The organism is Parapusillimonas sp. JC17, from assembly GCF_052180245.1.
Classification (GTDB): domain Bacteria; phylum Pseudomonadota; class Gammaproteobacteria; order Burkholderiales; family Burkholderiaceae_B; genus Parapusillimonas.
This window is the reverse complement of the sequence record NZ_CP197474.1, coordinates 3975011-4000491: the sequence shown is the minus strand read 5'-3', so window position 1 is coordinate 4000491 and position 25481 is coordinate 3975011. Positions and strand designations below refer to the sequence as shown.

The 25481-nt window shown below is 59.5% G+C and carries 21 protein-coding genes and 1 pseudogene; 4 read left to right on the top strand and 18 right to left on the bottom strand.

Going from position 1 to position 25481, the window contains the following annotated elements; translation table 11 throughout:
* Nucleotides 1–24 precede the first annotated feature (24 nt).
* The 7 genes from ACSBPU_RS19345 to ACSBPU_RS19315 all read right to left on the bottom strand — a co-directional run bounded on the left by ACSBPU_RS19345 (nt 25) and on the right by ACSBPU_RS19315 (nt 6431).
* The gene (locus ACSBPU_RS19345; RefSeq protein WP_442593415.1) at nt 25–1020 is read right to left on the bottom strand and encodes a metal ABC transporter solute-binding protein, Zn/Mn family; all 996 of its coding nucleotides are present in this window, start codon (nt 1018–1020) and stop codon (nt 25–27) included.
* A 189-nt stretch (nt 1021–1209) separates the two neighbouring features.
* On the bottom strand, nt 1210–2181 hold the full coding sequence (locus ACSBPU_RS19340) for a Bug family tripartite tricarboxylate transporter substrate binding protein (protein WP_442593414.1): 972 nt from the start codon (nt 2179–2181) through the stop codon (nt 1210–1212).
* A gap of 89 nt (nt 2182–2270) precedes the next feature.
* Nucleotides 2271–2702, bottom strand: a complete 432-nt coding sequence (locus ACSBPU_RS19335) for a nuclear transport factor 2 family protein (protein WP_442593413.1) — start codon at nt 2700–2702, stop codon at nt 2271–2273.
* On the bottom strand, nt 2699–3901 hold the full coding sequence (locus tag ACSBPU_RS19330; RefSeq protein ID WP_442593412.1) for an alpha-hydroxy acid oxidase: 1203 nt from the start codon (nt 3899–3901) through the stop codon (nt 2699–2701). The genes ACSBPU_RS19335 and ACSBPU_RS19330 overlap by 4 nt, the downstream gene beginning before the upstream one ends.
* Nucleotides 3902–3913: 12 nt before the next feature.
* Nucleotides 3914–4891 (bottom strand): Bug family tripartite tricarboxylate transporter substrate binding protein, encoded by a 978-nt coding sequence (locus tag ACSBPU_RS19325; protein ID WP_442593411.1) that lies wholly within the window; start codon nt 4889–4891, stop codon nt 3914–3916.
* A 69-nt stretch (nt 4892–4960) separates the two neighbouring features.
* Nucleotides 4961–5212, bottom strand: coding sequence for a TauD/TfdA dioxygenase family protein (locus ACSBPU_RS19320; protein ID WP_442593410.1), 252 nt, complete (start codon nt 5210–5212; stop codon nt 4961–4963).
* Nucleotides 5213–5279: 67 nt separating this feature from the next.
* On the bottom strand, nt 5280–6431 hold the full coding sequence (locus ACSBPU_RS19315; protein ID WP_442593409.1) for an iron-containing alcohol dehydrogenase family protein: 1152 nt from the start codon (nt 6429–6431) through the stop codon (nt 5280–5282).
* Nucleotides 6432–6777: 346 nt separating this feature from the next.
* On the opposite strand from ACSBPU_RS19315, the gene ACSBPU_RS19310 reads away from it, so the two are divergent.
* Both ACSBPU_RS19310 and ACSBPU_RS19305 read left to right on the top strand, forming a co-directional pair.
* Nucleotides 6778–8850 carry a CocE/NonD family hydrolase gene (locus tag ACSBPU_RS19310; RefSeq protein ID WP_442593408.1) on the top strand — a complete coding sequence of 691 codons (2073 nt, stop codon included), beginning with the start codon at nt 6778–6780 and terminating at the stop codon, nt 8848–8850.
* Between the two features lie 646 nt (nt 8851–9496).
* Complete coding sequence (locus ACSBPU_RS19305; protein WP_442598437.1) at nt 9497–11356, top strand: alkaline phosphatase family protein; 1860 nt, start codon at nt 9497–9499, stop codon at nt 11354–11356.
* 529 nt (nt 11357–11885) lie between these two features.
* Here ACSBPU_RS19305 and ACSBPU_RS19300 read toward each other — a convergent pair.
* From ACSBPU_RS19300 to otnK, 8 genes and pseudogenes are all read right to left on the bottom strand, one after another.
* The gene (locus tag ACSBPU_RS19300) at nt 11886–12626 is read right to left on the bottom strand and encodes a FadR/GntR family transcriptional regulator (protein ID WP_442593407.1); all 741 of its coding nucleotides are present in this window, start codon (nt 12624–12626) and stop codon (nt 11886–11888) included.
* An 18-nt stretch (nt 12627–12644) separates the two neighbouring features.
* Nucleotides 12645–13925: a TRAP transporter large permease subunit gene (locus tag ACSBPU_RS19295; protein ID WP_442593406.1), complete on the bottom strand. Its 1281-nt coding sequence runs from the start codon at nt 13923–13925 to the stop codon at nt 12645–12647.
* A complete protein-coding gene (locus ACSBPU_RS19290; RefSeq protein WP_442593405.1) occupies nt 13922–14485 on the bottom strand; it encodes a TRAP transporter small permease in 564 nt (187 codons plus the stop codon). Before ACSBPU_RS19290 ends, ACSBPU_RS19295 begins: the two co-directional genes overlap by 4 nt.
* Before the next feature lie 55 nt (nt 14486–14540).
* Nucleotides 14541–15476: pseudogene (gene denD, locus ACSBPU_RS19285) on the bottom strand (D-erythronate dehydrogenase); the annotation flags it as partial.
* Nucleotides 15477–15492: 16 nt separating this feature from the next.
* Complete coding sequence (locus ACSBPU_RS19280) at nt 15493–16533, bottom strand: TRAP transporter substrate-binding protein (RefSeq protein WP_442593404.1); 1041 nt, start codon at nt 16531–16533, stop codon at nt 15493–15495.
* Between the two features lie 118 nt (nt 16534–16651).
* On the bottom strand, nt 16652–17440 hold the full coding sequence (locus ACSBPU_RS19275) for a hydroxypyruvate isomerase family protein (RefSeq protein WP_442593403.1): 789 nt from the start codon (nt 17438–17440) through the stop codon (nt 16652–16654).
* Between the two features lie 45 nt (nt 17441–17485).
* On the bottom strand, nt 17486–18139 hold the full coding sequence (locus ACSBPU_RS19270; RefSeq protein WP_442593402.1) for a class II aldolase/adducin family protein: 654 nt from the start codon (nt 18137–18139) through the stop codon (nt 17486–17488).
* On the bottom strand, nt 18136–19428 hold the full coding sequence (gene otnK / locus ACSBPU_RS19265; protein WP_442593401.1) for a 3-oxo-tetronate kinase: 1293 nt from the start codon (nt 19426–19428) through the stop codon (nt 18136–18138). The genes ACSBPU_RS19270 and otnK overlap by 4 nt, the downstream gene beginning before the upstream one ends.
* A 170-nt stretch (nt 19429–19598) precedes the next feature.
* Here otnK and bla point away from each other — a divergent pair, with 170 nt between their 5' ends.
* A complete protein-coding gene (gene bla / locus ACSBPU_RS19260; RefSeq protein ID WP_442593400.1) occupies nt 19599–20495 on the top strand; it encodes a class A beta-lactamase in 897 nt (298 codons plus the stop codon).
* A 206-nt stretch (nt 20496–20701) separates the two neighbouring features.
* Here the strand turns inward: bla and ACSBPU_RS19255 are convergent, their stop codons facing one another.
* A complete protein-coding gene (locus tag ACSBPU_RS19255) occupies nt 20702–21115 on the bottom strand; it encodes a RidA family protein (RefSeq protein WP_442593399.1) in 414 nt (137 codons plus the stop codon).
* Nucleotides 21116–21149: 34 nt separating this feature from the next.
* Nucleotides 21150–21434 (bottom strand): hypothetical protein, encoded by a 285-nt coding sequence (locus ACSBPU_RS19250; RefSeq protein ID WP_442598435.1) that lies wholly within the window; start codon nt 21432–21434, stop codon nt 21150–21152.
* A gap of 417 nt (nt 21435–21851) precedes the next feature.
* On the opposite strand from ACSBPU_RS19250, the gene thiC reads away from it, so the two are divergent.
* Nucleotides 21852–23765, top strand: coding sequence for a phosphomethylpyrimidine synthase ThiC (thiC, locus tag ACSBPU_RS19245; protein ID WP_442593398.1), 1914 nt, complete (start codon nt 21852–21854; stop codon nt 23763–23765).
* Nucleotides 23766–24143: 378 nt separating this feature from the next.
* Here the strand turns inward: thiC and ACSBPU_RS19240 are convergent, their stop codons facing one another.
* Nucleotides 24144–25103: a tyrosine-type recombinase/integrase gene (locus ACSBPU_RS19240; protein WP_442593397.1), complete on the bottom strand. Its 960-nt coding sequence runs from the start codon at nt 25101–25103 to the stop codon at nt 24144–24146.
* Nucleotides 25104–25481 lie beyond the last annotated feature (378 nt).

Sequence of the window (25481 nt, the reverse complement as noted above, 5' to 3'; positions counted from 1 at the left end):
CGGCGCCCTTGGCGCCGCCGAAGCCTACCGTCCGAGAGCGGCATCCCGGATCGTGTTGACATTATGCCGCATCATGTCGATATAGGTCGCCGCCGGGCCATTTGCCGCCGATAATGCGTCGGAATAAAGCCTGCCGCCGATCTTCGTGCCCGTTTCATTGGCTATTTGCTGGATCAATCGCGGATTGCTGATGTTCTCCAGGAAAATGGCCGATGCCTTTTGCTCCTTGATCTGCCGTATCAGGGCCGCGACGTCGGCAGCGGATGCGTCCGACTCGGTGCTGGTACCCTGCGGAGCCAGGAATTGCATTCCATACTCGTGGCCCAGATAGGCGAAGGCGTCATGGGAAGTAATGATCGTTCGTCTGTCGGATGGAATCTCCGCCATCGCCGCCTTCAGCTCTTGTTCCAGCGCATCGAGCTTTTCGCCGTAGGATTTGGCGTTGGCTGCATAGCTTGGGCAGCCCTCGCGATCAGCAGCGCACAATGCCTCGGCGATGTTGTTCACGTAGACCCGGGCATTGCGGACAGATTGCCACGCATGCGGGTCCACATCGCCATGATGATGGTGATGGGGGTCAGCATGGTCGTGCTTATGATGTTCGTCATCGCCGTGGCGATGCTTGTGGCCATGCTCATGGTGATCATGGCTGTCATGGGCTTTGTCCCCGGCGCGCAGCAGCGCGGCGCCCTTGGTCAGCTCCACGACGCTGGCGGAACCGCCGCTCGCCTGGATGAGGCGTTGAAGAAAGCCTTCGAAATGTTCGCCATTGACGAGCACCACGTCGGCATTCCTGATTGCCGTCGCGTCGGAAGGACGGGGCTCGTACGCATGGGCGTCGCCGTCCGGGCCCACCAGCGTGGTCAGTGCGATGCGGCTCCCGCCGACGTTTGCGGCGAAGTCGCCGATAATCGAGAATGTCGCGACGACCTTGAGTGGCTGGGCATTTGCCTGCGGCAATGCCAGCAAGGTTAGTGTGGCGGCGCCTGCTATCGACGCGAGCTTCTTCAATCGGAACATGGGCCTTCCTTGGATGGTTGGATGTCGTGAGATGGCGGGTCAATGAATTGTTATGTTATAACATAACAGCATGATGCCCAACACCCAGCACTTCGGGGTCAGACCCCGTACGGGGTCTGACCCCATGACATCAACCCGACTTCCAGCGCTGTTGACGCATGTAGGCAGGGCAGGATGCCCCCCTGTCGATCAGTCTACCGACGCTCCCGAGCGCTTCACGGCCTTGCCCCATTTTTCGACTTCGTCGGCGATGAAGCGCTTTCCGTCTTCCGGCGAATAGACCAGCGGCTGACCGCCACGCTCACTCAGGGCTTTTGCCATTGCCGGCGATTCGAGAATCGCATTGATTTTCTGGTTCAGGTATTTCACCACATCGTCCGGCGTACCGGAGGGGGCGAAAATCATTGCCCAGCCCACCGCTTCGAAGCCGGGATAACCGGATTCGGCGACGGTCGGCACGTCGGGCAACTGCGGCACGCGTTCGCGGGCCGTCACGGCCAGTGGCACGGCGGATTTCGATTCGACGTGGGGCAGCGCGGCGGTGACGGAATCGACCATCAGAGGCACGTGGTTGCCCAGGAAATCGGCCTGCGCCGGGCCGCTGCCCTTGTATGGAATGTGGCGGAGTTCGATTTCTGCATCGGCCTTGAGCATTTCCGCAGACAGGTGTTGTGTTCCGCCAATCCCGGCGCTGGCGTATGCAAACTCGTCGGGCTTGGCCTTCGCCTTGGCAATGAGATCGGGCAAGGAAGCGATGCCGCTTCTCGGATTCGCCAGGAAGACGAGCGGGACGGTGAAAATGCCGCCCACCGGCGTGAAATCATTCTTAAGCGAATAGCCCGGGTTGCTGTATAGCGTCTGGTTCACGGCGCCTGCGCTGCCGCCGACTGCAAGCGTGTAGCCATCCGCCTTGGCGCGGGCGACATACTGCATGCCGATGTTGCTGCCTGCGCCGGCCTTGTTTTCCACGATCACGGGCTGGCCCACTACTTTGGCCAGCTCTTCCGCGACCATGCGTGCGAAGATGTCAGTGGCCTGGCCAGGCGGGAACGGCACCACCAGATTGATGGGGCGATCGGGGTAAGCGGCTTGGGCGGGAGCCGCTACGCTGACGAATGCACAAGCCATAAGGCTTGCAACTAAATTGAGTCGCTTGAACATGGAACACCTTCGTAAGTTCGTACTGAAGTAGACGAGTACAATTGTAGCCGCGGCTACCGGCATTGCAGTTCTCTGGAGATCCAGTCCGGTCACATTCCTTGCTGATCGACGGCCGCAAAGGCGATGTCGTCATTGCGCATATGGCTGATCAGCCATTGCCCGCCGTTTCGGACCAGCTTGATATGCACGGTTCGAATCGACTCGATGCCCGTCAGTGGGGCGGGCCCGGACGGGGCTTGGCCGGAGTCGTGGCGCACGACCAGCATGTAGCCGCGCATGACGCACAAGTCGGTGTTGAACCGGTCGGCCACCAGATTGGTGATGATGTGGGCGATACGCATCGTCGGCGAGCGTTGTTGCAACGCCGCCAGCGTCTCGCCGGGGCCCCGAAGCACCTTGCCTTGCCGATGCCAGGTGGCGTCCGCCGCCAGCAAGGCCGTCAATGCGCCGTAGTCGCGTTCATCCAAATGCCGGTAGAAGGACATCACCTGGTTGGTGCAGTCCGCGATGGGAGTGGTCATTGGGAGTCGTCCGGTTGAACAGAAGCAAGAGCGCCGGGCGACGGGCAGTCCATGGCTGCGATCACCCGGTGGTCGATCTCGGAGAGCGCCGGTGTGCCACATAGCTGCATGGTTCGACGAAGCTCGTCCGCGAGTATGGTCAGGGCGCGATCCACGCCTTCGTAGCCTCCCGCCAGCACGCCAAACAGGGTGGCCCGCCCGGTAAGCACGCCGCTGGCGCCCAGGGCCATCGCCTTGAAGACGTCGCTGCCCCGGCGTATCCCGCCGTCGAGCAGCACAGGCACCCGTCGATCGACGGCACGAACGATGCCGGGCAGCGCGTCCAGCGTGGCGATGCCGGTATCGAGCTGGCGTCCGCCGTGGTTGGACACCACCAGCGCATCCGCACCGACGCCGATAATGGCATCTACATCCAGCGGATTGACCACGCCTTTGACGATCAGCTTGCCCGGCCAGCGGTCGCGCAACTGTTGCAGGGCGGCCAGGTCGAAGGAGGGGTCGTAATTCCTGCCCGCGACGCCCTTCATGCTGGCCTTGTCCGCCTTGAGCGCGGCCAGGCCTTGCAGGCTGGGCATGATTGGCGGCCTGCGCAAGAGCATGTCGATGGACCAGAAGGGCTTGCGCATGAATTGCCCGATATTCCTTGGGGTGAGCTTCATGGGAAAACCCAGTCCGTTGGCCAGGTCCCGCTCCCGTTTGCCTCCCACTGGCAAGTCGACCGTGATGACGAGGCCTTCGTAGCCGGCGACGCGGGCGCGATCGATCAATTCATTCAGGCGTTGCTTGTCTTGCAGGATGTAGGCCTGGAACCAATGCCGTCCAGGCGCCTGGTCGGCGATTTCCTCGATCGACGCAGTGGCCGATGTAGAGAGCGTATAAGGTATGTCGTGGGCGGCCGCGGCGCGCGCCAGCGCGATATCGCCGCCGCGCCAGCCGAAGCCCACCGCGCCCGTCGGAGCGATGGCGAACGGCAGCCCGAGAGAGCGCCCGAAAAGCTGTGTCGAGACATCCACCTGGGCAACGTCGCGTAACACGCGGGGCAGCAGCCGAACCCGCCGGAACGCTTGCAGGTTGTCATGGAGCGTGGACTCGTCTTCGGCCCCGCCTTCGTAGAAATCGAACACACCGCGGGGCAGGCGCGAACGCGCCGCCTCGCGTAGACGTTCAATCGAATAACATTCCTCAAGTTTTGAACGCATCTTCGCTCCGGTTTATTCCGGCTTCACATTACCTTGTTTGATCACGTCGGCCCACCGCTTCTTGTCGGCGATCAGGAAATCCCGGAACTGTTCTGGCGTATCCCCCACCACCTGTGCCCCCAATTGCTTGAGCTGTTCCCTGACTTCGGGTTGCGACAGCGCGGTTACGGCGGACTGGTTCAGTTTATCGACAATATCCCTGGGCGTTCCCGCGGGGGCCACCATGCCGATCCAGGACGATCCGCCTTCGAAGCCGATCAGGCCCTGGCTCTCGAGCGTGGGAACGCCGGGAAAATCGCTCAATGGTTCTTTGGTTCCAACGGCCAGGACGCGCAGCTTCTTGTCCGTGACATAGTTGGCAATGCCGATGCTGGGATAGAACATGAACGAGATCCGCCCGGCGATCATTTCCTGCAGGGCCGGCCCGTTACCCTTGAAGGGCACGTGTATCATCTTGATGCCGGCCTTGGCCGACAGCATTTCCGCCGCCAGGTGGGCCGAGCCGCCGAAGCCCGACGAGCCGAAAGTCAGCTGCTGGGGATTGGCCTTGGCATCCGCGATCAGGCTCGCCATGTCCTTGTATGGCGAATCGTAGTTGGTCACCACCACCATCGGCAGTTGAACGAAGTTGCTGACCGGCTCGAAAGACTTCACGGCATCGTAGGTGTAGCGATCGGGGTATAGCAAAGGATTCACGTTCAAGGTCAAGGAGGTCACCAGGACCTTGTAGCCGTCGGGTGCCGACGTCATGACATCGTTGGTCGCGATATGCGCACTGGCGCCTGGCTTATTTTCAACGACGACCGGCTGCCCCAGGTTGTCGCTCATGTGCTTGGCCACGACGCGCGCAATGACGTCCGTCGGGCCGCCGGCGGCATAGCCGACCACCATGCGTATCGGCCGATCCGGATAAGCGGATGCCGCAGCGGTCATGGCGGTAAAGCAACATGCCGTAGCGGCTGCAATGGCAAGTTTATCAAGCAGTTTCATAATCAAAGTCTCCTGGATTGAAAATTATTCATCAAGGCGGTCAATGTGAAGTCCGCCGCCGAGGCGTTCTCAGTACAGCTCGGGAAAGTATTTGTCCGCCATGACCTGGCAGCGCTTGATCAGGCGGGGCTCATCGGGCCGATAGTCCGCGACGGCATTGTGTATGGTGCCCATGTTGTCCCACATCAGAACATCGCCCTCGGTCCAGCAATGGCGATAGCGGTATTTCTCCTGCAACTGATGTTCGAACAGAAATGCCAATGCCCGTTCGATGGCTTTGTCGTGGGAAACGCTCAAGGGGTTGTCACAGGTCGATGCCATGGGTCGTGGCACCCAGGCCCTTGCCTTTGGGTTCAATTTTCACGGGGACTCCTATGATGTTCAGCGTTCAAAGCGCCTGGCGCAAGATAAAAAGAATGTCTTCCGAATTGGCGACCGGGCGCGGGTTCAGGGCCAGCCCGCGTTCCGTCAGCGTTTGCCCGGCGATCGCGGGCAGGTCGGCATCGGCCAACCCCAGGTGCGAGAGCCTGGCAGGCAGCCCAAGGTCCCGGACCAGCGCCGCCACCCAGTCGGCCATCGTCTGATGCTGAGAGCCTGACAGGCGGTTCACGAGTGCCAGGGCGGGCGCCAGCTGTTCATGGACGACCGGCTGGTTGAAGCGCAAGGCATGGGGCAATATGATCGTGTTGACCAAGCCGTGGCCTGCATTGTGCCGGGCGCCGATCACATGGCAGATTGCGTGGTGCAGGCAGGTGCGCGCCATGGAGAGCACCAGGCCCGACAAGTGGCCGGCCAACAAGATATGCGCGCGCTGGTCCGCGACGCAGAGGCTGCGATCCGCCAGCGCCCGGGCAAACAGCTCCAGCGACTGCAGCGCGATGCCATCCGACAGGATGGACCGGTGACGCGAATACATGCCTTCCAGGCAGTGCGCAATGCCGTTCATGGCCGTGTACTGCATCAATTCGATCGGAACGCCCAGGCTCAGGTCGGGATCGATCAGCACGGTCTTGCCGGCCACGTTCCGGTTCCAGAACAGCAGCTTGTGATCCCCTTGAAGCGCACCGAAGGACGGCGTGACCTCGGCGCCCGAAGCGGTAGTGGGCAGGCTGATGATGGGCAGCTTGGGCCGGGTACGTACCGGAATGCTTACCGTTGAAGGCGGCGTAAACGACGTGGCATGATCGGCGAGAGTCCCGCCTTCGGCAAGCAGCATGGCAAGGGCCTTGGCCGTATCCGACACGCTTCCGCCGCCCAGCGCCACAATGCCGTCGCACGCCAGCTCCGCAACACGCGGTGCAATCGATTCGACCAGCTCCACGCTGCCATGCTGGGGCACGGTATCGACGATATGCGGATCAAAATCCCGCAGCTGCTCTTGCAGCCGTCGCCATGCTTCCGACCCGGCCATGCGCCCTTGCATCAGTACCACCGGCCTCGTGCATCCAAGCGCACGCAGCTCGGCGGGCAGGCCCGATGCGCAGCCCGGACCGAACCGCACATGCGCGCCAAAGAGGTGGTAGTCGATGTCGGGAAGCATCACGAAATCTTGATTTGCATTAAGAAGAGGTGAATTCTATCGATCCCTGACGGCCGCCAACACCCGGGCCGGCGAAAATTGCTTTTTCGATAAGCGAAACACTGGTTGCCTATAAAGGAATGCAATCGATGCGATCGCGATCTTTGCCGGAGCGGTCGGGCATCTCGGCGCATTAATGCCCATGCCGCGATGTCGCGCGGCTTTCGCGGGTGGCGACTGCATAGTCTGTCTTGAGGCCGAAGTCCGGCCACTGACAAGATGCTTGCTAAGCGAATCAACCTGTTGCTACTATGCTGCGCCGTCAACATTGACGGCTGAAAACCATAAAAACACCAGGGGACGCCCAATGCGATGGAATACGGCCATCTTGAAGAGACTGGCAATCTTCTTTTTCCTGACAACCGGTCTATTGGGCTGTCACAGCGATACCGGGCCGTCGGAAGCGGCCACGTATTACGAGTTTTCCATGGAAAACAGCACGCTTGAAATGAAGGACGGCGTGCATCTGGCGGTGACCTACTACCGCCCCGTCGCCAGAACGCCCGGCGAAACGTTCCCGGTAATCATGGAAAAAGTTCCCTACCGCAAGGACGATTTTTTCGCGCTGGGCGATTACGAATACGGTTCTTATTTCGCCAAGCGAGGCTATGTCGTTGCCCGGGTCGATGTGCGAGGCACGGGAGGCAGCGGCGGCAGCATCCCTGAAAGCGAGTATTCCGAAGCCGAGATCTCGGATGCGGAAGAACTCGTTGCGCAACTCTCCAAAAAGAGCTGGTCGAACGGCAATGTGGGCATGTACGGCATTTCATGGAGCGCGTTCAACTCGCTGATGACGGCCCACAGAAAACCGCCCGCACTCAAGGCCATTATCGCCGCCCATGGGTCGACTGATCTGTTCTACAACGACGTCCACTACATCGACGGCGCCTTGCACATCGATATGTACGCGCACCAGATCGATACGGACAACTCGATGCCGCAGAGCCCCGACTACCGTATCGACGAAGAGTACTTCCGGAACCGTTTCGACAGGGAACCCTGGATATTCACCTGGCTGCGCCAGCAGCAAGATGGCGATTTCTGGCGCAAAGAATCGGTCAAGTTCAAAACACCGCTGGAAGTCCCGGCATATTTGATCGGCGGATTGCTCGACGGCTACCGAGATTTCGTTATGGAAGTCAGCGAAACCTCCAAGGCGCCGGTCATTGCCGAGATCGGGCCCTGGAATCATGCATGGCCTGAATACGGCGTGCCCGGTCCCAACTATGAATGGCGCGAAAAGGCCTTGCGCTGGTGGGATTACTGGCTCAAAGGCATGGACAACGGAGTTCTGGACCAACCCAGCCGGATGGCATTCATGCGTACCGGCCATGCGCCCGCCACCGATCTGGATACCATCCCGGGTTATTGGCGCTGCGGCCGGCAATGGCCGGTGAGCGGCAGCAGCACCCGGCGTCTCTACCCGCAACCGCGGCAACAGCTGGGTGATGCGCCGTACGCGCAAGCCAGCGTCGAGAGCCTGCGCTATCGTGCGGGCTCCGGCATGGCCGCCGGCGGATGGTGGGGTGAACAAACAGGCGACATGGCCGCCGACGACGCCCATAGCCTGGTCTACGACTCCGCTCCTTTGACCGAAGCACTGGAAATCATGGGCATGCCGCAAGTGCGATTGCGTGTAGCCGCGGACGCCCCGTTCTACCAATGGTCGCTGCGTCTGGAAGATGTGGCTCCGGATGGCAAAGTGTCGCTTGTCAGCGGAGCGATCATCAATCCCTCACAGCGTCTGTCACGGCTCGCACCGGAAGCGCTGGTGCCCGGCGAGCCAACGACGCTGTCCACGTCGATCCATTTCACCACATGGCGTTTCAAGCCGGGCCACCGTATCCGCCTCGCCGTCTCCAACGCGCAGTTTCCCATGATCTGGCCCAGCCCCACGCCAGGCGTCACCCGTCTTTTTGCGGGCGCCGATACATGGCTGGAGTTGCCGATGGTGCCCACGGAGAACGAAACCAGCCCAGGCTGCGTGCTGCCTCCGCCTGAACCCAGCGACCAGGCACCGTTCGGCAAGTGGCTGCAAAGCGGTGCGCCGGTGTTCGAGAGCATCCGCAATGAACAAACCGGAGAATCGACCTTTACCACGAGCAATGAAACCGGCTGGACCCTCTACGACAACACATACCGTTCCACAGAGCTATACCGATGGGACGTCAATGACGCCGCACCCGCCAACGCAAGCTTCCGAGGTGAACGCAGAAACGTGTTCACCATCTCGGGCGATGAGATAGACCTGTCGACCGTGGCGCAGATCGAATCGGATGCCACCTATTTTCATGTCACCTTCACCAAGGCCTTACGGAAGAACGGCGAGCTGATCAGGGAAAGGACGTGGACGGACCACATTCCTAGAAGGTATCAGTAAGGTTGGCTCGGGCCTCTTGGTAGCGCAGAGCGACATATTCTAAAAAAGCAGTCGGATACTTGGCCAAGGACCAAGCACGAAGTATTCGTTCAGAGCCCGTCATCGGGCGATCTGGTCCATGAGTGCATCGTGCCGATTGTTAGGCGTGTCACGAAGTGGTTTTCATGAATGGCAGGTGCGACGCCCCAGCGCTCGGGAATAGGCTAATACGCGACTGACGGATCCGTGGAAGCTTCGAAGCCGGCGACCGCACCTACGGGAGCCCCTCGTGTCTGGCGCGATCTGCACGCCTGGGCAGTACACTTCTTGTACGACGTTTGTGTCATCGCGTTTTGTGACGTTGACACCGTGGCGACCAACGTAGTGGTTGCCCGCACGCAGTGCGTTCGCATGGTCCGTTTTGCGGCTGGAGTGTTTATGTCGCGTAGGCGCGTCCGCCGGGTGTTCGGTATAACGCCGGGGCGGTATGAGGCCGCGCACCGGTTACACTAAGCCTATCTTACCGCGATATATTGCCATACCTCGATTGATTCCAACTCCTATTTTCAATGACCTTCCGCCAGTACTGGCCGGCCCCATATTACGCCGCCTCGAGCCGACCCGCCTTGTGCTGTGGCTGGTGGCCAGTGCGCCGCTGAACCTGACAATGCTGCTTGACCCCGTCGGTGGATCGCCCCGCCGACTGTCCCTGGACGCCGGCTGCTGCCGAGTTCTTCCTGTCGGCCGCCATGCCTATCTTCATTTGATTGACGTCACGCTGCTAGAGCCTCTGCCGCAGGACACGGTGATTCATTACGACCTGATCGCGGCACTGAGTGATGGTGTCGAGACTAATATCGCTCAATGGGCACCGCATGTCCTGCATAAGGGCGCGACAAGACCCAGCCTAGTGCTGCGCAGCAGCGCCGACGATATTCTTTTTGGTTCATGCCGCAAACCACACCACCCCTCGCGCGATGGGCTGGCGCGCGCCGACGAGCTATTGACCGACCGCATCGGTCAGGCCGACGCGCGTCCAGCCATGCTCATGCTGTGCGGTGACCAAGTCTACGCCGACGACGTGGCGGGCCCCATGCTGGCGGCGATCCATGCGCTGATCCGCCGCCTGGGCCTGTATGGGGAATGTCTGGAAGGCGCGGTCGTCTCGGACAGCGAAGCGCTTTATGACCACCCCGCCAGCTATTACCGCCGCGAAGATCTGTTGCCTGCATTCAAGTCTAACGAAGCACTGCGCGAACGCTTCTTCGGCGGCGTGGAAAAGCCCGTCTTTACCACCGCCAATGCGCACAACCACCTTGTGACGCTCGCCGAGGTGATGGCCATGTATCTGCTGGTTTGGTCGCCTGTGCCATGGCAGCTTATACCCGAGCCGCAAATGCCGGAACTCGATCCCGAGCATACACGCCGCTGGCGGCGCGAGAAAGAAGCCCTGCGGGGTTTCCGCAGCGATCTGCCACATGCCGCGCGACTGCTCGCCCATGTGCAAACGCTGATGATCTTCGATGACCATGACATCACGGACGACTGGAACCTTTCAGCCAAGTGGGAAACCACTGCCTATGAGCATCCGTTCTCGCGACGCATCGTGGGCAATGCACTGATCGCGTACATGCTTTGCCAGGGTTGGGGAAACCGTCCCGATGTCTTCGAAGAGCTGATTGACGATGTGCACGCACTAACAGCCACGCCCCAGGCCAATGACCGGCTCGATGCCACTTCGCAAGATGCGCTGATCGGCCGGGTGCTTTCGTTTGGTAAATGGGACTATGTGCTACGCACGCAGCCCACGGTGATCGTGCTTGACACTCGCACGCGCCGCTGGCGCAGCCGGCGGCTGCCAAGCCGCCCGTCGGGCCTGATGGACTGGGAGTCGCTGACCGACTTGCAGCATGAACTGCTTGATGAAGCGGCCGCCGTGATTGTCTCGCCGACGCCCATGTTTGGCGTCAAGCTGATCGAAGTCATACAGCGGATATGCACCTTTACCGGCCATGCGCTTACCGTCGACGCCGAGAACTGGATGGCGCATCGAGGTGCGGCCAGTGTCATGCTCAATATCTTTCGCCATTCACGCACGCCGGGCAATTACGTGATCTTGTCGGGCGACGTGCATTACTCATTCGCCTATGATGTGCAGGTGCGCCACCAGGATCGCACGCCGCACATCTGGCAGGTCACGAGCAGTGGCATCAAGAACGAGTTTCCGCGAAGGCTGCTCGACTGGCTGGATCGCCTCAACCGCTGGCTTTACTCTCCGCGCTCGCCGCTGAACTGGTTCACCCAGCGCCGGGACCTGGAGATCCGTCCGCGCCTGCCTGATCAGCGTCATCGCGGCGAACGAGTATGGAACGGTGCCGGTATCGGCCAGATATTCCTGGACGGGCAGGGCAGGCCCGCTCGCATCCTCCAGCATAACGCCAATGGCCAACCTTCGACGGAGTTCCTTACGTCAACTGATACCGCATCCACTACTGTGGCCGTTGAACGGCCGAATGCCAGCGTATAGCTGGAGACCGACGGTAGTCACCGCTTCGTGCGTGACCTTTACTTTTGACCTTCAACATAGCGGGCGAAGTTGTCCGGAGTCGTCGGCCATCCCGCCTGCTGCTTAATGGCGCGTAAGCTGATCCCGCCGTAGAGCATGTGAAGGAATCATGGCCAGGTAATCGCTGTTGGCCAGCAGAGACTTCATGAAGTCCACGGACCCGCATTCAATGGGCTGTGGCAGTTTGCTCAAGCCCGGCCGGAAGGGCTGGAGATGATGGTCTGCCAATTCGGTGGTGCCAGTGGCGAAGGCTTCATCAGTGTGGCCGACCGTGAAGCCGCCAACACTGCGCTAGAGAAGCTTTGATGCCGGCCTCGAAGACTTCATCGAGCTGATGTTCCTGGCCAAGAGCAAAGTCACCGTTGACGGGAAAGACTACGGTCCGCATTCTGCATTTGAGCTTCAGGCCAAGGAAGGCCCGATAGTATTCAAAGCCGTCGCAGAAGCGGAATTCCTAAGGATCGTGCTGCCCAAATTCTGAAGTTTGCCATCACGTGGCCGTCGGGCTATGGGTGCCGCCGGCTTCGGCTGCGTTCAGTCGTTCGATGGACGCCTGCATATGCTTCAGCGCCGCGCGCCGGGCGCCTTCAACGTCGCGTTGCGCTATGGCATCGGCAATTTCGGCGTGTTCGGTCTCGACCTGCCGAAAAAAGTCCAGGCGGCGCGCCTCATGGGTTCGCGTGATGGTGATCACATCGCGCAGCGCGTGCCCGATGAACTCCAATAAAGAGGTCAGCAAAGGGTTTTTTGCGGCGTCTGCAATGGCTGCATGAAACGCCATGTCCTCCGCCACGCCGTCGCCGCCGTCGGCGACCGCATCATCGATACGCCTTAAGGCGCGTTGAATGCGTGCGATCTGGGCGTCGGTGCACCGGGCCGCCGCCAAGGCGGCCATTTCGCTTTCGAGGCCGCAACGCACCTCTTGGACGGCGCGGACATCCAATTGTCCGCCGAGCGCGTCGATGCGAAAAGCATTGCGCTTGGTATCCAGCACGACCGTGCCGCTGCCTTGGCGGGTTTCCACCATGCCTTCGGATTTCAGGCGCGAAATGGCCTCGCGGACCACGGTGCGGCTTACGCCAAACTGCGCGGCCAGCTGGGGTTCGGTCGGCAAGCGCGTGTTGAGCGGGTAGGCCCCGCCCCGCACGCGCTGCATCAATTCCGCCGTGACCCGGTCGGCCAGGGTGCCGACTGCGGGCCTGCTGATTTCCCCCGCCGGGCGGGCATTCATACTCGACTCCTGGTGAGATCAGCCGCTGAACCAGCGAGCCGGCACGATCACAAGCGCCGGGAACAGCACCAGCAGGAACAAGATGATCAGTTCGGCAATCAGGAACGGCCATACGCCTCGCATCACATGATCGATACGTTGCTTGGTCACCCCTGCGACGACGCTGAGCACAGTGCCCACGGGCGGCGTGATAAGGCTGATGGACATATTGATGATGAACAGTACACCAAAGTATACGGGATCGATTCCGGCCTGTCGCACGATAGGCATCAGCACAGGCGTGAGGATCAGGATGGTGGGCGTCATGTCCATTGCCGTACCCACCGCTATCACCAGCAGCATGATGGCAAACAGCAGAAACGTGGGATTGTCCAGGAACGGTTCCATCAAGTCGGTGATGGCGCCGGGCAGATCCGCCACGGTCACCAGCCAGCCTGCGATCGTGGCGGCCGCCACCAACAGCATCACGACCGATGTGGTGCGCGCGGCAGCCATGAACACTGCATATAGCTGCTTGGGCTTCAGTTCTCGATAAATGACCGTGGACACAAACAGGGCATAGACCGCTGCCACCACCGCGGCTTCCGTGGGCGTGAACACGCCAAATCGCAAGCCGACAATAATGATCACTGGCAGCAGCAAGGCCCAACTGGCTTCCACGGTGGCGCGCCACAGCTCGCGCGCGCTGGCGCGCGGGCCCGTGTCGAGCCTTTCCTTGCGCACGCACAGCCACCACGTTACCCATAGCGCCGCCGCGATATAGATCCCCGGCATGATGCCGGCCAGGAAAAGCTTGGTAATCGAGACGTTGGCCGCAACCCCGAAGATGACGAAGCCTATGCTGGGCGGTATCACGGGCCCAATAATGCCCGAGGCCGCCACCAGACCCGCCGACCGCTCCTTGGAGTGGCCGGCCTGTATCATCATCGGTACCAGCAGTGCCGACAGGGCCGCGGCGTCGGCCACCGCCGACCCCGACAGCGCCGACAGAATGCACGCCGCCACGATGGCGACATAGCCCAGCCCACCCTTGATGTGGCCAACGAAGACCAGGGCGACATTGACGATACGGCGCGACAGGCCGCCCACGTTCATGACCTCGCCGGCCAGCATGAAGAAGGGTATGGCCAACAGCGGAAAGTTATCTGCGCCTGCTATGAAGTTCTGCGCAATGATCTGCGCGTCGAAGATGTCCAGATGCCACATCAGCGCCACGGACGATACCAGCAGGGCAAACGCGATAGGCATGCCCAGCGCCATGGCGCCCAGCAGTACGCCTACAAATATCAGTACGGTCATGGCTGCTTCCTCTCGGCGCTTTCCAGCTCGCGTTGCAGGTTATCGAGCTCGGCCTTTTCTTCTGATTCCGTCACCATGATCAGCTCTTCATCGCGAATGCGGCCCGACAGAACCCGATACAGATCCCACAGCACGATTGCGCCCGCGGACACGCTGAACACGATGCCCACGATATAGACGATCGCCATGGACCACCCGGTGGCCGGCGCCTCGACGTGCAGATTGATCAGTGTCTGTTCCCAACTGCCAGACAGAAACAGCCAGAGCGTGGCCAGCATCAGTAATTGGCTCGTGACCAGGCACAGCTTCTGCCCGAGCACCGGCAACCGCCGGACCAGAATCTCCACGCCCAGGTGTTGACGTTCCCGCAGCGCCACGATGGCGCCCAGAAAGACCAGCCATACGAAAAGCCAGCGTGACACTTCCTCGGAACTGGTGATCCCTGAGTTCAATCCATACCGCAGGACGACATTGCCAAACACCAGGACCACCATGCCAGCCAGGCAGAGCACCATCAGTACGCCCAGCATCCGAAAGTAGCCGTCTATCAGCCTTTTCATGGAATTTCCTTCACGCAGGCGGGTTCTGCGTCATTGGCGACGCGTTGCCGGTGCGAGCCATATGGGCGCGGACGATCGACACGTAGTCCTCGTCCGCGACAAAGCCCAATGCCTTTGCCCTGACGGCGTCGAAATCATTTGGCCATGACGCCACGATGCTCTCGATTGTCGGATCCGGCTCGAAGCGGATCAGCCTGGTCACCGCGTCGCCGGCCGCTGTGCGCAATGCGTCGATCATGGCGCCAACCGACACGGAGAGTCCCGGCAGGTTTACGGTCCTGTCGTTGCCAAGCAGGGAGCCATCCAGCGCGAGCGCATGGGCCAGGTTGTGAATTGCATAGTCCGGCGATTGCAGCCACATCCGCATCTCTGGAGAGACCGGGCATACTGCTTCGACACCGGCCAGCGGCTCGCGAATAATGCCGCTGGCAAAACTCGATGCCGCCTTGTTGGGCGCACCAGGGCGAACCGATATGGTCGGTACCCGAAGCGTGATGCCGTCGACATAGCCCTTGCGGGTATAGTCGCTGACCAGCAGCTCACCGATCACTTTCTGGACTCCGTAGGAGCTTTGGGGCAAAGCGCGGGTGTCGTCCTGTACACGGTCGGGAAGCTTGCCGCCAAAGGCGGCGACCGAACTCGTGAAAACGAAACGAGGTCGTGTTCCCAAGGCGCGTATGTGCTCGAGAAGGACTCGTGTGGCGTCGATGTTTACTCGCATACCCAGGTCGAAGTCTGCTTCGGCCTGGCCGCTGACGACAGCAGCCAGATGCACGATGGCCTTGGTTTGGGCCGAGATGGCCCGCGCCAGCACATCGCGATCGCCGACGTCGGCGACGATGCTTTCGACACGAACGTCCACGACGGGACAAGGCACCAGGTCAATGGTGGTGATGCGTGTGACCGGTTTCCCGGCCACACCGTTGTCAAGCAGGTGCCGCACCAGCATCGAAGCCAGGAAACCACCTCCGCCGGTAATGGCGATCTGCATTGTTTGACTCCGATACTTAGTTGGACTTGCCGCGCACTTTAGAGATCTCGGCCATCATTTCGGCGCCAAGATCGCCGCCCAGGTCTTTTGCGAACTTATCGATGACGGGCTGAAGCTTTTCGCGCATGCGCTTGGCTTCTTCGGCCGACAGTTCATTGACCTCCATGCCGCGTTCCTTCAGCTCCGCCAGGAAGCGCTGCTCGCTCTCACGCGATACTTTGCGCTGGTATTCGGAAGCCTCGGCAGCCGTCTCTTTCAGCAGCTTTTGCTCGTCCGCGTTGAGCTTGTCCCAAACGCGCTTGCTGACCACCACCACGTAGGGTGTGTAGGTATGGCGGGTCAGGCTAAGATACTTCTGCACTTCGTTGAACTTGGATGTGTTAATGGTGCCGAGAGGGTTTTCCTGACCGTCAACCGCGCGCGATTCAAGTGCGGTGTACACCTCGGGGAAGGGCATGGGCACCGCATTGGCGCCCAGGGTGTTGAAGGTTTCGATGTAAACCGGGTTTTGCAATACACGGATCTTCAGGCCCTGCATGTCTTCGAACTTGGTAATGGGGCGGCGGCTATTGGTGATGCTGCGAAAGCCGTTTTCCATCCAGCCCACGACGACCATGCCGTTGGCGTTCATTTTCTCGGCAATGGCATCGCCCACCTTGCCGGCCAGCACCGCGTCCACTTCCTGAGCGGTGTCGAAGGTGTAAGGCAGATCCAGCAGGCCGATTTCACGTACCACGCTTGCGATGGGCGAAGAGGTGATGATGCCTAGTTCCTGCACACCGCCCTGTACGGCAGACGTCATTTGGGTATCGCCGCCGATGCTGCCGTTACCGTGGATGCGAACTTTGATCTTGCCGCCGCTGCGTTCTGCCAGCAGCTCTTGCCAGCGCTTGGCGCCCAATGCTGCGGGGTGATCGTCCGCGATCACGTGTCCGAGCTTGAGGTTGCGTGCGCGGTACTCCGGCGAGTCGGCGGCGATGGCGCCGGCGGCGAAGCAGGCGGCGATCAGGCTCACCGTGTAGCGGCAAAGGCGTAGGTGGGATTTGGCCAGGTTCATTCTTGGTCTCCTAAGTGCGAATGTGTCGTGATTTATGAAGGTTGCGTGGTGAAACAACGGTGGCGGGGTCAACGGTGGTGGGGTCAGACCCCGTACGGGGTCTGACCCCTTGAGCGTGTCAAGCTGCAATGCCCAGCCGCCGCAGTTCGGCAAGCCAGCCCAGGCTTGCTGCCGATGCGCCCGTGGGCTTGTATTCAGCACCCACGTAGCCCTTCCAGCCAAGCTGGTCCAGCTCGCCGAGCACCTCAACGTAGTTCAGCTCGCCCTTGTCGGGCTCCGCTCGGGTGGGAACGCCGGCTATCTGTATGTGGCCGATTTTGTCGAAATGGCGGCGCAGGCGCGTGATGACATCGCCCTCCTGCACTTGAATGTGGTAGCAGTCGAACATGATCCGAAGGTCGCCCAAGCCCTGCCGCTCGATGATCTCGGCGGCCTGGTCCACACTGTGCAGGAAGTAGCCGGGGCGATCTCGTCCATTCAAGGGCTCGATCAGCAGGGTCAGGTCGCTGCCTTCGGCCCAACGCAGTGCCTTCTCAAGGTTGGAGTAATAACTGCGTTTTGCGTCAGATGCCGGGACGTGTCCGGCCAGGCCGGCCATCACGTGCACTGCCGGCCCGCCAACGGCTTGTGCGAACTCCAGTGTGTCGCGTACCGATTGTTCAAAAGCGGCCTCATATCCAGGCAGAGCCGCCAGGCCCCACTGGCCCGCTTCGCCCCATGGCGTGTTGATACCCACCATCTTCAGTTGCTGCGCGTCAAGCAGGGCCTGAATTTGAGTGGCGGATCCGTGCTCGTACGGGAACCAGCATTCCACCGCGTCGAAGCCTGCCTGCTTCGCAGCGGCAAATCGTTCGGTGAAGGGAAGTTCGGTGAAGAGGATGGAAAGGTTGGCGGAAAACTTCAGCATGATGTCCTGGCAATCGCAACAAATGAGGTCTGTAGTCAGACCGATCTACCAGCGCGCGCCAAAGGCATCGCGCAATTCATTGATCTGCTCGTCCGTCAAAGGGCGAGCGCTCGTCATCGTCCACAGGCGTGCCGTCTCCTCCAGCTCTTCCAGCACCGCCATCGCGGCTGCAGGAGACTCGTGCCAGACATTGGGCCCGAGGCGGTCAAGCATGACGGCGCGCAAGGGCGTCCCCGCGCGCTGCCCGGCCGCAATCGCCTCTGACACCAGATCACCCACCTGCGCATCGCCCGGCCGACGGTATGGAATCAGCGGTACGTGGCCGACTTTCATGACGAAATACGGGGTAATGGGCGGCACGATGTCCGACTCGCGCCAAACGCCTTTCAGCGTCAGCGCGACCAGGTGCGTGCTATGGGTATGGATCACGCATCGCGCGGCCGGTTCGGCCGCATAGATGCGTCGATGCAAGATGATGGTCTTGCTTGGCCGTGTGCCCGCCGGCGCATTGCCTTTCGAATCCACGCGCACCAGGTCTGACGGCGCCAGGCGGCCCAGGCATGCGTCGGTGGGTGTGATCAATACACTGCCGTCATCCAGCAGTACGCTGATGTTGCCCGCGGTGGCGTGCACATAGCCGCGCTCGAACAGCGACCGGCCAACGAAGCAAATTTCTTCGCGCAATGCGTTCTCGTTCATGCCGGCGCGCCGTCCTTCAAGATCTCGAAAGCCTTGGTGAAGAAATCGTCGCTACCGAAGTTGCCCGACTTCAGCGTCAGGTGCATGCCCTCGCCGGATGCGGCCGGGCTATGTGCATAGCACCAGGGCACGCCAGGATCAATCTGAGGCCCGATTTGCATGCGATCGATGCTCAGCGCCTGTACGCAGGCGCCAGATGTTTCACCGCCGGCAACAATAAGCTGACGGACGCCCAGAGCTGCCAGACCTTCCGCCACGGCCGCCAATGTCCGCTCGACCAGTTCACCTGCCTGCTGAGTACCGAGGCGCGCCTGCACGGACTTGACTGCCTCGGCGTTGGCCGTCGAATACACCATGACGCATTTGCCCTTGGCAAGCCGTGGTTGCGCCCAGGCCAGGACATCGCGCACCGGGTCATCCGCCTGCGCCAATTGCAACGGGTCCAGCGCCAGGGCAGCACCACCGGCATCGATGAAGTGGCGAGTCTGGCGCTGAGTCGCCGCAGAACAGCTGCCTGCGAGAATTGCCTTGCCACCGCCTGCGCGAGGCAGGCGTTGCGCCTGCTCATTCGGCGCAAAACCCCATTGCGCGGGAAGACCCATCGCCAAGCCGGACCCCGCTGTCACCAGCGGCATGTCGGCGGTCGCCGCGCCCAAGGTGAGCAGATCCTGGTTGTCTATCGCATCCACAATGGCGACGCCCACGCCTTCCTGGGAGAGCTCAGCAAAGCGTTGCCTGACCGTTTCGGCTCCCTGCCGCAAGTAGCGATGATCCACCAGTCCCACGCGCTGCCGGCACTGTGCCTGCAGAACACGCACTAAATTGGCATCGGTCATGGGCGTCAAGGGGTGATGGCGCATGCTCGACTCGCTGAGCAGGTCATCGCCTACAAACAAATGTCCTTTGAACACCGAACGCCCGTTATCGGGAAACGCGGGCGTGGCGATGGTGAACGTCGTTCCAAGCGCTTCCATCAGCGCCTCGGTCACCGGGCCGATGTTGCCCTGCGCCGTGCTGTCGAAGGTGGAGCAGTACTTGAAATAGATCTGCGGGGGCTGGTCGGACCGACTCATGCCAAGCAGCCATTTGCACGCTTGAACCGATTCTTCCTGGGCTTGGGAGGCGGGTGTGGTGCGCGATTTCAACGCCACCACCACGGCATCGGCATCGATGGGGGACGAATCCTGAGGAACGCCTATCGTCTGCACGACGCGCATGCCGGCGCGCACGAGGTTGTTGGCCACGTCCGTCGCGCCGGTGAAGTCATCCGCAATACAACCGAGCCGCATTATGTCCAGATTATTAAAATTTTGAGGAAGTCATAATACAAACTTGTATGATGTATTGGGTACTAGGGTATACCCGCGGAGTGCTAGCCGAGCTGGGCCAAGACTTTGACAATAATGACTGTCACTCATACCAACCGCTATTACGCACGGGTTTTCTAAAGGAGCGTACCGTGATCAGCAAAAGGCATTTCTTGGCGATCTGCGTAGCCGTCGCCACATTACCAGCCTTGGCGCACAGCCCGACCGATAGGAAGCATCGATGGAAGTCGGCTGACTTGACTGCGTTGAATCAAGCCCTGGCCGAACTGGAGCGTGTCAGTGGGGGGCGTCTTGGAGTCAGCCTGCTGGATACGGGAAGCGAACAAGTCGCTAGCTATCGGGGAGATGAGCGATTTTTGATGCTGAGCTCGTTCAAGACGCTGGCTGCGGCTTATGTTCTGGCGCGGTTGGACCAGGGTGAAGATCAACTGAGCAGACGCATGCCGATTACCGAAGCGGATATTCTGGAATACGCGCCGGTGACGCGATTGAACATCGGGCCAAAAGGAATGACCTTGGCTGAACTTTGTCATGCCACGATCACCACCAGCGATAACACTGCGGCCAATCTGATATTCCGCAGCTATGGCGGTCCGCAGGCATTGACCCGATTCATCCGTAGTCTGGGGGATAAGGTCACCAGACATGACCGCTATGAACCCGAGCTCAGTCAGCCGAACTCGGCCGAGCCGATGGATACCACCAGCCCCAATGCCATGAGCAACACGCTCAATACTCTGCTGTTTGGCACTGCCCTGAAGGCCGGGTCACAGCAACTGTTACGGTCATGGCTCATGGCCAACACGACGGGCGACAGACGGTTGCGGGCGGGCGTTCCATCGGACTGGCTGGTCGGAGAGAAAACGGGTACCGCTCGACTCGGCGCGAATGATGTCGGTTTTGTCCAAGCACCCGGCAGCTCGCCTGTCATTGTGGCCGTCTATCTGGAAACGGACGCCGTCGATGCGTCAGAGCGCGATCAGATCATCGCTGCAGTGGGAAAGCAGGTGGCTCAGTTGCTGCGGTGAGGATATGGCGCGGCGGAACACGCGCAGCACTAAGAAAAAAAGTGAGCTGACCTCTGCCTGGTGGTAGAGGAACTAGCCTTTCTTGTAGCTGCGGCGCTGGCCGAGATTAGCCGAGCGTATCCAGGGCCCGGCCACCGCGTCGTCCAGGTACCAGGTTTCGGTGATGCGAGACTTTTGTTAGGCGGCCATGGCTCCGCCGCTGGGGTCTATTTCTCAATTGCCGCTATGGCCTTGATTTCTATGAGAAGTGTATCGCGGGCCAGTGAATTTACCCCAAGGATGGTCCAGGCGGGGAAGTCGCTCTTGATGAATTCGTCCTTCACTTCTCGAAAGGTCGTCAATTGTTCATCGATGCGCACGTGGTACGAGACCAGTTCGACGAGATTTTCAAATCCAAGTCCTTCGTGCTCGAGAATCGCCTGCAAGCGATTGAAGGCAACGCGAATCTGCTCTTCGGCGGTTTCGGGGATGGTGCCGTCAGGTCGTATGCCGACCTGACCGGCGATGAAGACCAAGCCGTTAGCCCGAACCGCAGGTGAGTACTTGAAAAGATCGAAAATCTTGTTGCTGCCAAAAGTGGGGTCGTTTTCAGGCAAGCGCAGGCGTTGAATATTGCTCATGGAACGATTCCTTATGTGAGATGAACGTGATTCGTCAGATTCTTGCATTGGGGGAGAGGTCCAGGCCGAGCATCGTCCGACCAAATATCTCGGCCGCGGGATTCGTCTGCAACAGAAAATGCGAAGCCATGCTGTGGAAGTCGCGGAAGCAGCGTTCGATGGGGCCGTTGGGCGGCAAGCTGCGGCCAAGGTTGCGCACCATGGCATTGACGGCCTGAATCGTAAGATCGGAGATCGTCGCCGCGTTGGTGCGATATTTTGCCCGCTCTTGAAATCCTGCCAGCGCACGCTGCGATACACCGGCACCTTCTCGCGCGATTGGTATATGCGAAAGAAGCCGTTCTCGCGCAGCAGCCGGGCCGCCTGGTCCGAGATCCGCTTATCCAGATCGTGTTGCGGGCCTATCTCTTTTAACAGCGGGATAAGATTGTGGGCGGCGTCGACGAGCGCCTGCGTGCTGGGCGCGGAGGCCCACGTCACCTGATTCATTGTCCTTTCCCATGCATCAATCATTTTCATGATGCCGCCAGTGCCAGGTGGCAACGTGCTTATGTCCTATACTAGTCCGCACGCAGGGGTACTCGCTGTTTTCAGCGGGTTGAGAAAGGCCCTTCGTACCAGTACGGATAATGCCGATGCTGGGAGCGTGCTTGTTTCGCATTGGCTGACGCCATGTCACCCGATGGTATCAAGTCTATTCCCTATCGGCTCCATTGTTAATTTCTTGGAGCATGTCTTGAACACCAAATCCATTTTTTCAGCAGACAGCGCCGAAGTCGACGCCGCCGCCATCACGCCTCTTCCCCAGTCACGCAAAATTTATCAACAAGGCTCACGCCCGGATATCCGCGTGCCATTTCGCGAAGTCTCACAAGACGACACCCCCACGATGTTTGGCGGCGAGAAGAATCCTCCGCTTACCGTTTATGACACCAGCGGCCCCTATACCGACCCATCGGCCAAGATCGACATCCGTCGGGGCCTCGATCCAATACGTAGCGCCTGGATAGCAGAGCGCAACGACACCGAGCAACTGGATGGTCTGAGCAGCAAATACGGACAGGCCCGCTTGCGGGACGCTAAGCTGGATTCCCTGCGCTTTGAGTTGAGTCGCTTACCGCGTCGCGCCTTGGCGGGAAACAACGTGACGCAAATGCATTACGCGCGCCGCGGCATCATCACCCCCGAGATGGAGTTCATCGCGATTCGTGAAAGCCTGCAACGGGAGCGCTACGTGGAAATGCTACGTGCCAGCGGCCCGGATGGCGACAAGCTGGTGGATCGGTTGCTGCGTCAACACGCAGGTCAATCGTTTGGAGCCGCTATCCCGACCTCGATTACGCCAGAGTTCGTGCGTGAGGAAGTGGCAAGAGGCCGGGCCATCATTCCAGCCAATATCAATCACCCCGAAAGCGAGCCTATGATCATAGGTAGAAATTTCCTGGTCAAGATCAACGCTAACATTGGAAACTCGGCGCTAAGTTCAAACATCAGTGACGAAGTCGAAAAAATGACGTGGGCGATCCGTTGGGGCGGTGACACCGTGATGGATCTGTCGACTGGCAAGAACATACACGAAACCCGTGAATGGATCATCCGCAACTCACCGGTGCCCATCGGCTCTGTACCCATTTATCAGGCGCTGGAGAAGGTAGACGGTAAGGCTGAAGACCTGACGTGGGAAATTTTCCGTGACACATTGATCGAACAAGCCGAGCAGGGGGTTGACTACTTCACTATTCATGCGGGTGTTCGACTACCCTTCATTCCCATGACCGCCAACCGCATGACGGGTATTGTGTCGCGCGGCGGTTCGATTATGGCTAAGTGGTGTCTGGCTCACCATAAAGAGAGTTTCATCTATGAGCGCTTCGAAGACATCTGCGAAATTATGAAAGCCTATGACGTCAGCTTTTCACTGGGCGATGGCCTGCGTCCAGGATCGGGCTACGATGCCAATGACGAAGCACAATTTGCCGAGTTGAAAACGCTGGGCGAGCTAACCCAAGTGGCGTGGCAACACGATGTGCAAGTCATGGTCGAGGGGCCTGGTCACGTGCCTATGCACCTGATCAAGGAAAACATGGACATGCAACTGAAGCATTGCCATGAAGCGCCCTTCTATACGCTGGGACCGCTGACAACTGATATTGCGCCTGGCTATGACCACATTACGTCCGGCATAGGCGCGGCCCTGATCGGATGGTATGGCACAGCCATGCTGTGCTATGTCACACCCAAAGAACACCTGGGCCTGCCCAATAAAAAAGATGTCAAGGACGGCATCATCACCTACAAAATCGCCGCGCATGCAGCCGATCTGGCCAAAGGGCACCCAGGTGCTGCCATACGGGACAATGCCTTATCCAAAGCACGCTTCGAGTTTCGTTGGGACGATCAGTTCAATCTGGGCCTCGATCCCGATACCGCCAAAGAATTTCATGACGAGACCTTACCTAAGGACTCCATGAAAGTCGCCCATTTTTGTTCTATGTGCGGACCGCATTTTTGTAGCATGAAAATTACGCAAGACGTACGCGAGTATGCCAAGCAGAAAGGTTTGCAAGAAAATGAAGCCTTGCACCAAGGCATGCAGGAAAAAGCTATTGAATTTGTAAAGAAAGGGGCACAAATCTACCATAAAACGTAAATCGCACACTCTTTAGCACGAGTCAGAGCAGGCCTAAACTTCTGCACTGACTCGCAATTTGGAGAGTCTAGAACACCCAGCTGATTCATGTCTACAGAATCACTCCCAAATATTCGCCTACCACCTGATAGCGGTGTTCGTCGTCTTTACTGCTGAGTTCAATTGTCGCGATTGCCGGGTTGGTTGATCGCGGTTTCAATAAGATTCGCGTGTTCTCGGTGCCGTCTTCAGTATGCGCTTTGAAGCTTTGATATTCTTTAACGGTGTAACGTGAACCGGCATCGCCGTCCTGGATGTCAGCGCACTCCACCAGTACGATTTTCCCATTTCGGGTGCCCCCTCTGTCACAATAGATGTCCGCTCACTCAAAAACTCAAATCAACTGAGCGGACATCTATTGTGACAGAGGGGGGAGGGGCCGGTAATCGGCATTAGGTCCTCTAGAATTCGGCGAGCCTGGCGCGACAGGGGCACGATATGCGCAGGGGTGCGGCTATCGCGTTTCTGCCATTCGCGCATCTTCATGTTCTCTGGCGGGCAGCGCCGCAATCCCTTTTTGAGATCGACATCTTCCCAATGTGCCAGGCGCAGCTGGCCGGGTCGCTGGGAGACCAGGGGGGCCAAGCGCAAGGCTGCAACGGAAATGAAGTTGCCGGAGTACGCACGCATGTCCCTCAAAAGCTGGCCCAGTAGCTGCGGGTCGGTGATGGCGGCGTAGTGGCGGCCACGTGGCGTCGGTAAGCCGCCTGTGCGGTTATTGACGAAATTCTGGACGGGTTCCAGTACGCCGGTATCCACAGCGTACTGATAGACGTGTTGGACGGCTTCGCGGACACGTTGCGCTGTTTCCAGGTTGCCGCGATCTTTGATGCGATGCAGGCACCGAACGATCTCCGGGGGCCTGATGGTCTCCATTGCTTTGTCACCTACCCAGGGGAATACGTGAATTTCCAAGTGCCGGGTGACTTTGCTTTTATAGCCCGCAGACCAGACGCGATCTTTGCTGGCACTTTCGAGCCAGGCGCGCGCCATCAGCTCGAAGGTATTCATCTTGGCGATCTTGACTTGCTCTTGCTGCTCACGTCGAGCGTCCTGCGGGTCGATGCCTTGAGCGCGTAGCGTGTTCGCCTCTCTGGTCAGTTCACGTGCCATTGCGAGGGTGATTGTAGGGTAAGCGCCCAAGCCGATCTTGATCTGCTTTGTACCGGATTTGTACCGATAGAGCCAACTTTTGCTGGATGCGCGCACGCGCAGGTAGAGGCCATCGCCGTCATTCAGCATTTGCTCTTTGGCGCTGGGCGAGAGGGTGCGGATCTTCAAGTCAGTCAGGAATCCCATAGGTGTACCCCTACAAAAAGAAAACTGGGTACGACCAGTCTAGGGTACACCTTGGGGGACGCGCAACGTTGGGATTTGCTGAAACTTGATGGGACATCATGAGTTAAGTTTCTATCCTAACTGCATGATTTTGTTGATAATTTGGTGCAACTTGAACCTGTTTGGAACAAGCCGTTGGTGCCCGGGGCCGGAATCGAACCGGCACGCCTTGCGGCGGGGGATTTTGAGTCGAGCCGGAAAGAGTAGCATTTAACTACGCTGGAGCACGCAAGTCCTTGCTGTAGTTGGTTTTTCTATTTTTCTTTGGACGTTAACCTTACGCCTGAAATCGACTAAATACGGCTGAGTTTGCGCTCTGTTGGCTCCTATTTGGCTCCT